General features: G+C 60.9%; 9 protein-coding genes and 1 pseudogene. 9 read left to right on the forward strand and 1 reads right to left on the reverse strand.

What is annotated here, in order from left to right; all coding sequences use genetic code 11:
• Positions 1-19: 19 nt before the first annotated feature.
• The 8 genes from QD408_RS05190 to QD408_RS05225 all read left to right on the forward strand — a co-directional run bounded on the left by QD408_RS05190 (position 20) and on the right by QD408_RS05225 (position 11,294).
• Positions 20-925 carry a LysR family transcriptional regulator gene (locus tag QD408_RS05190; RefSeq protein WP_414138556.1) on the forward strand — a complete coding sequence of 302 codons (906 nt, stop codon included), beginning with the start codon at positions 20-22 and terminating at the stop codon, positions 923-925.
• 178 nt (positions 926-1,103) lie between these two features.
• Complete coding sequence (locus tag QD408_RS05195; protein WP_414138557.1) at positions 1,104-2,048, forward strand: ABC transporter permease; 945 nt, start codon at positions 1,104-1,106, stop codon at positions 2,046-2,048.
• A complete protein-coding gene (locus tag QD408_RS05200; RefSeq protein WP_414138558.1) occupies positions 2,045-2,863 on the forward strand; it encodes an ABC transporter permease in 819 nt (272 codons plus the stop codon). Before QD408_RS05195 ends, QD408_RS05200 begins: the two co-directional genes overlap by 4 nt.
• The gene (locus QD408_RS05205) at positions 2,860-4,488 is read left to right on the forward strand and encodes an ABC transporter ATP-binding protein (protein ID WP_414138559.1); all 1,629 of its coding nucleotides are present in this window, start codon (positions 2,860-2,862) and stop codon (positions 4,486-4,488) included. Before QD408_RS05200 ends, QD408_RS05205 begins: the two co-directional genes overlap by 4 nt.
• Position 4,489: 1 nt before the next feature.
• The gene (locus QD408_RS05210) at positions 4,490-5,353 is read left to right on the forward strand and encodes a serine hydrolase (RefSeq protein WP_414138560.1); all 864 of its coding nucleotides are present in this window, start codon (positions 4,490-4,492) and stop codon (positions 5,351-5,353) included.
• 28 nt (positions 5,354-5,381) lie between these two features.
• A complete protein-coding gene (locus QD408_RS05215) occupies positions 5,382-6,923 on the forward strand; it encodes an ABC transporter substrate-binding protein (RefSeq protein WP_414138561.1) in 1,542 nt (513 codons plus the stop codon).
• A gap of 124 nt (positions 6,924-7,047) precedes the next feature.
• A complete protein-coding gene (locus QD408_RS05220; protein WP_414138562.1) occupies positions 7,048-8,496 on the forward strand; it encodes a M20 family metallopeptidase in 1,449 nt (482 codons plus the stop codon).
• 203 nt (positions 8,497-8,699) lie between these two features.
• The gene (locus QD408_RS05225; RefSeq protein WP_414138563.1) at positions 8,700-11,294 is read left to right on the forward strand and encodes a hypothetical protein; all 2,595 of its coding nucleotides are present in this window, start codon (positions 8,700-8,702) and stop codon (positions 11,292-11,294) included.
• 235 nt (positions 11,295-11,529) lie between these two features.
• Here QD408_RS05225 and QD408_RS05230 read toward each other — a convergent pair whose 3' ends face one another.
• A complete protein-coding gene (locus QD408_RS05230; protein WP_414138564.1) occupies positions 11,530-11,847 on the reverse strand; it encodes a hypothetical protein in 318 nt (105 codons plus the stop codon).
• 25 nt (positions 11,848-11,872) lie between these two features.
• Between QD408_RS05230 and QD408_RS05235 the strand changes: the two are divergent.
• Positions 11,873-12,767, forward strand: a pseudogene (locus tag QD408_RS05235) (hypothetical protein); the annotation flags it as partial.

Raw genomic sequence — 12,767 nt, forward strand, 5'->3', positions numbered from 1 at the left:
CCCGACGAGGTGCCATTTCATGAATATCAAACAGCTCGAAGTGCTGCGTACATTGCTCGCGACCGGATCGACCATAGCCGCCGCCAAGGCCATGGGGCTCAGCCAGTCCGGTGTAAGCCGCATCCTGCAGCAACTGGAAAAGGATCTTTCGATCACGCTGTTCGTGCGTGACAAGGGCCGGCTGATCGCAACGCCCGAGGCGATCGTCCTTGCCCGCGATGCCGAAAACGTCCTTCTCGCCGTCGATCGGATGACTGGTCATGCGGAGGATCTGCGCAAGGGGGCATCGGGACCGGAGATCGTGCGGATCGGACTGCCGAGCAGCATGTGGGAGAATTTTGCGCCTGCGATGCTTCTCGACTATGTGCGCGAATTTCCGGGCGTGCGGATCGAGACATTCTTCGAAACGACCACGGCGATCAGCAAGCTGGTCGAGGAACGTGTCATCGACATCGGCTTCCTGCGCATGGAGGGGGAGACTGGACCCGGCATTGAGATCGATCGCGTGGCGAAGGGAGAGAGCGTCTGCGTCATCCCTAGGGATCATCCGCTGGCGGAGCTGAGCGAGATCACCATCAAGAACCTGCGCAACGTACCGCTCGTCCTCATCGGGCGGCAGCGGCCGAATCGGATGGCGCTGGATCAGGAGTTCAAGCGCGCCGGCGTCACGCAGATGGTCAAGATCGAGACACATACCAACAGTTCTGCCTGCGCTTACGTTGCGCACGGCCTGGGTGTCACGATCATCAGCAGCTTTTACGCAAACCTCTATCGCCATCTGCCTGTGATCCAACGGCCGTTCATCCCGACGGCCAAGCAGGAGTTCGGCTTGGCACGAGCGGCCGGTGTCCCGCTGTCGATCGCGGCACAGGGATTGAGCAACGCATTGAAGAAACAGATCGAGTTTTCACAGAAAACAGATTGATTTCATGTCATTAGAGGCATGAGTAAACATTCTGATCGATGTCGGCCTCTCCTCCGACTCTGCATAAACATATGACGATTACGCATAATATTGCGCCTCTTTCGTCAATCCCTCATAGTTTGACCCAACGAAATCGATGGCGGCCGACAGAAAAGCGGCTGCCGATCGTGGGGAACCAATGCTGAGATTCATCCTAAGCCGTCTGGTGATGGCGCTTCCGACGATCGTGCTCGTCTCCGTGACGGTTTTTGCACTGATCCGTTTCATTCCGGGCGATCCGGCCGCCCTGATGCTGGGCGACATGGCGCAGCCCGATCAGATCGCCGCCATGCGCATCGAGCTCGGTCTCGACCGGTCGCTGCCGCAGCAATTTCTCATCTGGGCCGGCAATGCCCTGCATGGCGACTTCGGAAAGTCGATCGTGAACGGGGAGGCGGTCTTGCCGCTGGTGGCGTCGCGTTTTCTTATCAGCGCCGAGATCGTCGTCATCGCCGTGCTCCTGGCGAGCCTCATTGCCGTGCCGGCGGGCGTGATCGCCGCATGGCGGCAAAATAGCCTGACGGATCTGGCGCTCGTCGGTGGTGCAACGATCCTGCTGTCGATCCCCACATTCTGGCTGGGGCTGCTGCTCCTGCTGTTTTTCGGGCTGACGCTCGGCTGGCTGCCGGTCCTCGGCTATGTGTCGATCGGAGACAATCTGGTTGGCGGCCTGCTCTATCTGGCCCTGCCTGTCATGACGCTGGTCATTCACGAAATGGGTGTGCTGATCCGCATGGCGCGCGCCTCCGCGCTCGAGGTCCTGCGTCTCGATTATATCACCCACGCACGCGCCAAGGGACTGTCTGAAAGTGCCGTCCTGTGGCGTCACACCTTCAAGAACGCCTTTGGTCCGACCTGGACGATGATCGGTCTGATCCTCGGCAATCTGCTCGGCGGTATTGCCGTCATCGAGACGGTGTTCACGATCCCCGGTCTCGGCCGGCTGATGGTCGACAGCATATTCGCTCGCGACTATCCGGTCATCCAGGGCTGTCTGCTCTTCGTTTCCCTTTCCTATGTGCTGGTCAATCTCGTGGTCGATCTGCTCTATCCCCTGTTCGATCCCCGGGTGGTTGCCGAATGAAGACGTTCACTCTCAACGGACTGGTCGGCGGCATCCTGATCGCCATCCTTCTGATCACCGCCGCGACCGGCATCTTCTGGACGCCCTTCGATCCGATGAAGCTCTCTTTCACGGCAAGGCTCGCTGCCCCGAACGCCCAGCATCTGCTCGGAACGGATGAGTTCGGACGCGACGTTTTGAGCCGGCTGATGGTCGGCGCCCGGGCGAGTGTCTGGATCGGCTTCCTGACCGTGTGTTTCGCCACGCTATGCGGCACGATGATCGGCCTTACCAGCGGTTACGCGCGCGGCTGGGTGGATGGCGTGATCATGGCGATCAACAATGCGCTTCTTGCCTTTCCGGGCATGCTTCTCGCCCTTGGCCTGCTCGCGGTCTTCGGCGCCAACCAGTATGGCATCATCTTCGCGCTCGGCATCGCCTATACGCCATCGATGGCCCGTGTCGTACGCGGCACGGTTCTGTCGCTGCGTGAACGCGAATTCATCGAAGCCTCGCGCGTGATGGGCAATGGTGAACTCTACACGATGTTCCGCCACATCCTGCCGAATTGCGTTGCGCCGATCACCGTCCTTGCGACGTCGATGTTCGGCTGGGCCATCCTGTCGGAAAGTGCTCTCTCCTTTCTCGGGCTCGGCGTGCCGCCGCCGGCGCCGACCTGGGGCAACATGCTTGCCGCCGGCCGTCCGCTGATCCAGCAGGCCGTCTGGCTCGGTCTTTTCCCCGGCCTCTGCATCGCGCTGACGCTGCTCGGCATCAATCTTCTGGGCGATGCGCTTCGCGACAAGCTCGACCCGCGCATGAGGGGCCTGAAATGACGACGGATACTATGCTCAGCGTTCGCAACCTCTCGCTCGAAGTTGCAGGAACCGGCCACAAGGTAGTCAAGGACATCAGCTTCGACATCGCAGCCGGCGAGATCTTCGGCATCGTGGGCGAAAGCGGTTCCGGCAAGACATTGGCGACCCGCGCGCTGATCTCGCTTTTGCCGCCTGCGATCCGCGTTACCGGCGGATCGGTCGCCTACAAGGGCAGGGACGTCATGTCTATGCCGGATCGCGAGCTTCGCCGCCTGCGCGGAGCCGAGATCGGCGTGGTGTTTCAGGAGCCGATGACCTCGCTCAACCCGTCGATGACCATCGGCAGGCAGCTGGAGGAAGGCCTGATCCTCCATACGAAGCTTGCGGCGGAGGAACGCCGCGAGCGCATTCTCGACATGCTGCGCCGCGTCGGGATCCGCGATCCGGATGGGGCGCTGACCGCCTATCCGCATGAGTTTTCCGGCGGCATGCGCCAGCGCATCATGCTTGCCTCGGTCATGCTCTTGAAGCCGGCGCTGCTGATCGCCGACGAACCCACGACCGCGCTCGATGCCGTGATCCAGCGCGACGTCATGGAACTGATGGTGGACCTGACGCGCGCCGAGGGTACTGCGGTCCTGCTGATCAGCCACGACCTGCCGATGGTGGCGCGCTATACCAGCCGCATCGTGGTGATGGAAAAGGGCGCGATCGTCGAGCAGGGGCGGACGGAAGATTTGCTCGATGCGCCTCGGCATCCCTATACCAGAAAGCTCCTGTCTTCCTTGCCGTTCCGAAGTGCGGCGCGGGCGATCGATGCGAACAGGGCGCCGATGGTGTCGGCGCGCAATGTCGTGGTCGACTATCCCGGTCGCAAGTCGCTGCTCAAGAAGGGCAAGCCGAAGCGTGCCCTGCACGGCGTCAGCATCGATATCCACGAAGGCGAGGTTGTTGCGCTTGTCGGCGGCTCCGGTTCGGGCAAGACGACATTCGGGCGTACGATCGCGGGTCTCGTTAGGGAAAGCAGCGGTCAGATCCAGTTTCGCGGGAAGTCGCGCGATGAAGACTGGAAGAGCTTCCGGCTCGATTGCCAGATGGTCTTCCAGGATCCGTACTCCTCTCTCGATCCGCGTATGACGATCCTGTCCCTGGTCGAGGAGGCGCTGCGGCTGGTCCCCGGTCTCGACTCCGCGGCCAAGCGCAAGCGTGCGCTGGAGACGCTCGACGAAGTCGGCCTGAGCGCGGCCTATGCCGATCGCTACCCGCACGAGCTTTCCGGCGGCCAGCGGCAGCGCGTGGCGATTGCCCGGGCAGTGGCGCGGCGCCCCCGTTTTCTCATTGCCGATGAACCGGTCTCCGCGCTCGACGTCACCGTCAGGGCTCAGGTGCTCGAGCTCTTCTCCGAATTGCAGAAGCGGCACGGCTTTTCCTGCCTGTTCATCAGCCATGATCTCGGCGTCGTCGAGCAGGTCGCCGATCGTGTCGTCGTCATGCAAGACGGCAGGATCATCGAGGAAGGAGACCGCGACACGGTTTTCGATCATCCGAAGGAAGCCTATACGCGCCGGCTTCTCTCGGCCATTCCCGCCCTCGATCAGAACGACAAGGGCGGCGTCACTCTCAAATGGCGCCTGGAGACGTAACGTGGAAACGCTTTCGAATTCCCACGCGATCGCCGAACGGCTGGCGGAAATCTGTAACGCCCAGCCCTTCGTGACACGATTTTCGGTTCGCAATCTGAAGACCGGCGAGACCATCGAACGCGGCGCCGATGAGGAAACTCCTTCGGCCAGCACCCGCAAGACCTCGATCATGATGGCGGCGCTCAAGGCCGTGCATGAAGGGCGGCTCGATCTGAACGAGCCGATCACTTATGAGGCCCGCCTCGCCGAGGAAGTGGCGAGCGGCATGTTCCGTTACCTGACGCCTGGGATCGTGATCTCCTTGCGCGACGCGATCACCGGCATGATGGTGCTCAGCGACAATGTCTGCACCAAAATGGTGTTCGAGCGGCTGACGCTGGAGGAGGTCGACGGTTACTGCAAGTCGATCGGCCTTGCCGGCACCCATCACCGTTTCCTCATCCCGCCGCTCGCGCTCTCGCCCGATCACGCGCTGAAGTCGGTAACGACGACCACGGCGCGCGACCAGACCATGCTTCTGCAGATGATCCTCGATGCGCAGACGTCGCCTGCCGTGCAGGAACGGCTCGGCACTTCGGCCGAACTCAGCGCCTATGCGTTGCAGACATTGAAGAACCAGATCCTGCGTTATGCCATCCCCTCGCGCCTGCCGTTCGGCACAGTGGTGGCGCACAAGGGCGGGACCGGCAAACGCGGCCGCATGAACGCCGGCATCGTCTACCGCGACGGCACGCCCTTCTACATCATCTCCGCCTATACCGACGAGGTTCCGCAGGTCATGCCGGACGGTACCCCCGGTTACACAATGTCATTGGAGACGATCGGCCGGCTTTCGCGCGCCTGCTGGGACGGCTTTTTCCAATAATGATCAACAACAGAAAGAGGGTAGAGCAATGAAAAGATTTCTTCTCGCAGGCGTCGCCCTGCTGGTGCTTGCTGGTGGCGCCGCTGCACGCGACATCACGATTGCGCAAAGTTCCGATCTGCGCAGCGCCAATCCGGGCGTCAACCGTGACGGCAATACCGATGGCGTGATCCTGCACATCGTCGAAGGGCTTGTCGGCTATAACAACAGCGGTGAAGTGAAGCCGCTGATCGCCAAGAGCGTCGATACCTCTGCGGACGGGCTGACTTACACGTTCAGGCTTCGGACCGACGTCAAATTCCACAACGGCAAGCCGCTCACCGCAGACGACGTGGTGTGGAATTGGACACGTTATCTGAAGCCCGAGACGAAATGGGCCTGCCTGTCGGACTTCACCGAAGGCGGTGCGGCGCATGTGACCGGGGTGGAAGCAGTCGACGCATCGACTGTCGAAATCAAGCTCGAAAAACCCTCGGCCGTTTTCCTCGGGCTGATGTCGCGTCCGGAATGTGGCTATACCGGCATGATCTCGCCTGAGTCCCTTGCGGCGGATGGCAGCTTCACCAAGCCCATCGGCACCGGACCGTTCATGTGGGACGAATGGAAGAAGGGCGAGTATATCCACCTCAAGAAATTCGCCGATTACGTTTCGCCGGCCAATGACGGCAAACCTGACGGCATGGTCGGTTCCAAACGGCCGCTCGCCGACGGCATCAAGTTCATGATCATCCCCGATCCATCGACCGTAAAGGCCGGCTTGGAATCGGGCGTGCTCGACACGGCCGAACTCTCGCCTGATCTCATTCCGGAGTTCAAGTCGAACCCGAATATGCAGCTCATCATCGCACGCAACAACGGCAAGAACCTGTTCTACATCCAGACACGCGACAAGGTGCTCGGCAATCCGCATATTCGCCGCGCCATGGCGATGGCGCTCGATCTCGACGAGCTGGTGGCCGCCGCATCCAACGGAACCGGCGAAGCGAACGGGTCGATGGTGTCGCAGGATTCCGTCTATTTCGACGCGACCCAGAAGCAGCGTCCGCCTTATGATCTGGAGGCTGCGAAAAAAGAGCTTGCCGCGGCAGGTTACAAGGGCGAGCCGATCTCGATCATCGCCAACAAGCGCGGCAACGTGCCGAGCTTCCCGGCCGCTGTGATGGCCCAGGCGATGCTGCAGCAGGCCGGTCTCAACGTACAGATCGAGGTCCTCGACTACGCCACCCAGGTCGATCGCCGCCGGTCGGGCAACTATCAGATCATCTCGCAATCGGTCGCGCCGCGTCTCGATCCGGCCCTGATGTATTCCTTCTATGTTGGCGACAAGGACAAGAACGCCTCGCTGATGTGGGATGATCCGAAGGCGATCGAGCTGATGAAGGCTGCCTATGTCGAGGCCGATCAGACGAAGCGGCAGAAGATCTTCGACGAGTTCCACGAACTGATGCTGAAGGAGATGCCCGGCATCTTCCTCTACGACATGGTCGATGTCTGGGGCGCCACGAAAAAGCTGAAAGGCCAGCCGGTCTGGCAATCGAACGCCCGTCTCTGGGAAGTGTCGGTCGACTGAAGTCCTGACCCGCGCCGCCGGCGGACGGCGGCGCGGGCAACTCAATTCCTGCGGAAAGTACGGCGCCCTGGCGGCGAACGGCTTCCTGCGCCCGAATGGCGCCGGCACAATACGAGGACGAGCGATGGACCACGATGCAGTGCAATCGATTGCCGCAACGATCGAAGCGATGAAGCCGGAATTCGCGATGCTGAGCGACGGCATCTGGGATTTCGCCGAGCTGAAGTTCGAGGAGAAACGCTCGTCGGAACTGCTGGCCAAGACGCTCGAGGACAACGGCTTCTCCCTTCGGCGCGGCATGGCGGGCATGGAGACGGCTTTCGTCGGCGACTTCGGTTCCGGCAAACCGGTCATCGCCTTTCTGGGCGAATTCGATGCGCTGGCCGCAATGAGTCAGGTCGCGGACACTGCCGCGCACAAGGCTCTGGTCGACGGCGCCGCCGGACATGGCTGCGGTCATAATCTGCTCGGCGTCGGATCGCTGATGGCAGCCATTGCGCTCGCCCGATACATGAAGGCCAACAATCTACAGGGGACCGTCCGCTATTATGGCTGCCCCGGTGAAGAGGGCGGCTCCGGCAAGACCTTCATGGTGCGTGCCGGTCTATTCGACGACGTCGATACGGCGCTGACCTGGCATCCGGCGCCGTTCAATGGGGTGCGCTCGACCAACAATCTTGCGGTCATCGAATATTACTACCGTTTCAAGGGCATCGCCGCGCATGCGGCGAACGCCGCCCATCTCGGCCGGTCGGCGCTCGACGCGGTGGAGTTGATGAATGTCGGCGTCAATTTCCTGCGTGAGCACATGCCGCAGGACTGCCGCGTGCATTATGCGATCACCGATACAGGCGGTAAGGCGGCAAACGTCGTCCAGGCAAGGGCCGAGGTGTTGTATCTGATCCGCGCTCCGGAAATGAAGCAGGCGCTCGATCTTGCCGAACGCGTCGAGAAAGTGGCGCGCGGCGCCGCCATGATGACGGAAACGGAGGTGGAGATCGTCTTCGACACGGCTTCGACCAATCTCTTGCCGAACATCACACTCGAAACCGCCATGCACGTAAATATGACGGCGCTCGGGCCGATCGCCTTCGACGAGGCGGATCTTGCCTTTGCCAGGTCGATCCAGCAAACCTTTACCGACGAAGCGATCAGGAGCAGCATCCGGCTTTATCAGATCAAGGGCGATGTCTTTTCCAACGCGAAGATTGACGGATCGACACCACTGCATCTCGGCCTGCGTGAGTTCGAGGGCCATTCGCATTTCCGTGCGGGTTCAACAGACGTCGGTGACGTCAGCTGGGTGACGCCGACGGCGCAATGCTGGACGCCGGCCTGGGCGATCGGCACCAACCCTCACACCTGGCAGGTCGTCGCCCAGGGAAAGAGCGCAGCCGCTCACAAGGCTATGGCGCATGCTGCAAAGGCGCTTGCGACAACCGGGCTCTCGCTGATGACGACACCCGAACTTCTGGCCGCGGCCAAGGCCGAATGGGCAGACAAGACCGAAGGGCAGGCGTATATCTGCCCGATACCCGACCATGTGATGCCCGGATCGGTTCATAGCCGGTAATGCGGTGAAACGATTGCGCTTGAGTGCCGCCAAGCTGTTCCTGTTGCCGAGGCGAGTCGATGGCAAAACAGGCGAGCTCGTTCGCGCAAACATCGATGAAGGCTGGCGACCGGCGCCCCCGCTTGTCATATAACTGAAAAACTTCTGACCTAACGAGGCTTTCAGCTTTTCGCTGAATGCAGCCATCGATTGGGAGTAACGAGATGTTGGAACGAGTTGGCAACGGATCTGAGGCCATCGTACTGAACCTTGGCTCCGAAGACGTGACCCATCGTCCGGCATCTGCGAAAACCCTCGACGCCAGCGAAATACGCAAGATCGCTCCGGCCGGCGACGGGCAGGCGATCGACGTCTCCGCCGTGCGGTTGGGCTTCGTCGGGTCTACGCCGACCAAAAGCGCGATACTGGTCGATGCAAAGGCAAGCACGACCGAAACCGGTTCGGGCGCCGATCTCAAGGTCGATCTCGATGGTTTGAAGAAGGTTGCTGCTTCCGAGTTCGGCAGCACGGTGCCCAACAATATCACYCACCTGTTCAATCCGACGATCCAGGCGATGGCCAACCAGTTTTATGGGGRAGACAGCGCCGAGGTCCGCGATCAGTTCAAGGCCGACGTCAAGGCGCTTCTCGGCCCGCTGCTCGACAAGRTCGGCGCSGGAGAAATCGGGATCGGCGACCTCGCCGGCAATCTGGAGCGCCTGACRTCGCGGTTGGCGGCWCCSGGCGGCAAGGAAGTCTGGGGCTACCGYCATGCGGTGCAGACGGCCCTCGAAGGCCTCGTCATGGGCGCCAGCCTGGTCTCGAAGTTGCCGGCCAATSCCGAATGGRACAAGAACGTCTCGCCGCTGCCCTCCAGCAATCTCGCCAGCTATTCGTTCAACGACGTCATGGCGGCGATCATGGTCGCCACCGGCCTGGCCGGCAAGGGGATCGCCGCGACSGGCGGTTCCGACAGTCGTTTCTTCATCGGCAGCGGCGGCGATGCCTGGATCGCCGAGCGCATGTTCGGCACCAAGGACAATGGCTGGAGCAAGACCATCCAGGCTCTCGACCTGCCTTATATCGACAGCGAATATCTGACATCGAGCCTCGAGAAGATGGGACTTGTCATATCGGGCTCGGATGCCATCGAGCCGGTCGTCGAGCGGCCGATCGACGACAGCGACGTCCTGGAAAGCAAGGTGCTGCGCGGCTACGCTCCGTCGACCGCCTATGAGCCGACGCTGAAGAAGCTCGACGAACTCAAGTACGGCATTCTCGGCGAGGCCGTGAAGAACGTAAACCGGGATTTCGTCGCGCCCGACAATATGGACCACCTCGACCAGTTGACGCCCGAGCAGAAGGCGACGCTGCTCTACGATCTCATCGAGATCAAGCAGCAGTTCAACGGCTATATGAACCAATATGGCGATAGCGTTCCCGATGGCGAGCGTGTCGGCAAGGACCTCGACGCACGGATCGAAAAGCTGACGGCCGATCCTGCGACGCAGCAGCATCTCTCGGACATCTTCGCGAGCGGTATGAAGGAATATCTGCAGCGCCCGGAGAATTCCGATCTGCTCACCAACATCGAAGACGCCTATCTGATCGATATCGGCGGCGGCAAGGCGATCGACCGGGCGCTCGGCGCCGGCAAGAGCTTCGAAGACGCCCTGAAGGATTATTATTCCGAGCTCAACACGCTCGTCGATCTCCTGCCTCAAGACTATATCGATGCGCATCTCGGCGCCGCGAACGTCACCTTCGCCAACATCGTCAAGGAACACTATATCGGCGACGGCCAGGGCGTCGATCTCCAGCCGTTGCTGTCGGGGCCGGATGATGCCTTCGTGCCCGGTGCGACGAATGACGCCATCAGCCAGCTGGCAAACAAGTTCGCAGAGGATTTCATCAGCAAGAACGGCCCGGCGGACGGCGGCGAGACACTGAAACAGAACCTCGCGCAGGACATAGCCCGCGACGTCGACGGTGTGCTGCGCATGGTGCGCGGCGGCATGAAGCTCGACGACGCACTCGCCTCCTTCAAGGATTCGCTCGATCTGCCGCGCCAGACCCGGACACCCGCCGGCATCGATGCCGAGGTGTATAAAGCCGGCCTCGTCCATGCCGTCCAGATGCTCAGCATGTCGAGCGTGCTGGTGGCGCGCGGCCTCGGCGTGGGCGGCAAGTGGACGCCGGCCGATATCGCGGCTGCGGTCGGCTCGGCCACACAGATCGTCGGCATGACGATGGAGGGGCTCGGCAAGAACCTCGACGTTGCCGGCAAGCCGTTCAGCGCCTTCGGCAATGAGCCGGGCAGTTGGGGCAGGGGTATCTCCATGAGCTTCTCGCCCAAGACGATGGAAGCGGCGGGCAAGATCCTCGGCGCGGCCGGCGGCCTCGCCATGGCGGGCCTCGGCTTCTACTCGGCGTCGCGGTCGATGAAGGCCGGCGACCGCGCCAAGGGCGCGCTCGAAATCATCGGCGGGATTGCCGGCACCGGCAATGCGCTCATCGGCTTCTCCGAGGCGATGCTCTATCTGACCAATGCCATGTCCCGCGCCTTCTCGGGGCTCGGAACCGTGGCGCCCGAAGTGGTGACCATCTTCAGCAATGCCACCAAAGCCGGCCTTGCCGCGGCCGGACTGGTCACTGGCCTCGTCGCCTCAGGCGTCGGGCTGGCGCTCGGCCTCTGGGATATGGCCAATGGCGTGAAGAAGCTCGACAAGATGGAAAAGCAGCTGAACGAGAAGCTGGAGCGGTACATGGGCGAGTCCGTGCATCTCGAATTCCGGCCGGATCCGTCGTTCATCTGGTGACGACGCATTGCGGCCTCGCTCGTCGAGGCGATCGCCGTCCTTCCCGCGCAAATCTCTCTGTTGTTGATCGTTCAAGGCACGTGAAGCGCGCCGGAGCAGGCGCGTCACCGCTCCCGCAATTTCCTCAAGCTGTCCAATTTGCGCACGAAACCGGTAGGGGTTGGCCGATCTTTGCATCCCAGACTTGAATTATTTTTCAAAGGCCGTTCATATGGTGAATACAGGGTAAACGACCTCATCCGCAAAAAAAGCGGAAAAGAAAACAAAGGGAACGCATGTCATCGATCGCACCAGCATCCTCGGACAACGATACGGTTTCTTTTCTCCGGTTAAATGCCGATTCCAGTTCGAAATCCGAAAACTCCGCAAGCCAGGGCAAGACCACGAGCACCACGGTCAAGAAAACATCGCCTTTTGCCTCTGATGGGACGACGACGGCAGGCCTGACGATTTTTTCGTCGACATCGGCACAGACGACGAGCCCGAAGTTCGTTTCGCTTGCCGCTACCTCGAACGGCGATTCCAGCCCTACCGCGCCGATCCAGTCCGTCATCGATCTCCTGTTCAATTCCGATTTCATGAACGAAATCAACCAGGGCTTCATGGAAGGGCTGAAGGACAAGGACAAGTCCTTCGAAAGCATCGACGTCGTCAAAAACCCGCAGAATTATACTGCCGAGCAGAAGCTGATCATGTATCTCGATCTGCTTCAGACCAAGGCGACCTTCGGCAAATACAAGGACAGCCTCGGCGACAACCAGCGCGGCATCTATAACGACCAGGAGATCATCAAGGATCTCGACAAGTCGATCGCCATCCTCGGCTCGGACCCCGATGTCAACTCGCTGATGACGGAGAAGGCGCTGAAGGCCTTCAAGCTGATTTTTTCCGGTTATCGCGTCGCGCCGGCCGATACGAACAAGGATCCTGCCGACATCATCAACGATACGATCGCGCGCGACGAGAAGATGAAGGACCTGCGCCAGAAGGTCGAGGATGCCTTCGAGCACGATATCGTCAATGGTGGCCTGCTGAACGACGGCCTGAAAGCCGGCAAGGACGTCACCACCATTCTCAAGGAATATAATGCCGCGCTCGGCTTTTATTCCATGGTGCTTCCCGACGATTTCGTGAAGCAGCGCTCGGCGATCGCCGACAAGACCTATGCCGAATTCTTCGACAAGAACGTGCTGCCGACGATCTCCGATCCGACGACGGCGCTCGATGGCCTGATCCGGATGGGACTTGCAGGCGACAAGACCGAGCGGGAGTTGAAGGGGCTGGGCTCCATCCTGCCGGTCGTGGATTCCGGCCAACTGCTCGGGCGCGGCGGCAGCCTGTTTGCCGATCTCAAGATCGACCTCGACGGTTTGAAGAAGGTTGCTGCTTCTGAGTTCGGCAGCACGGTGCCCAACAATATCACTCACCTGTTCAATCCGACGATCCAGGCGATGGCCAACCAGTTTTATGGGG

This window comes from Rhizobium sp. BR 249 (assembly GCF_047445895.1).
Taxonomy (GTDB): Bacteria; Pseudomonadota; Alphaproteobacteria; order Rhizobiales; family Rhizobiaceae; genus Rhizobium.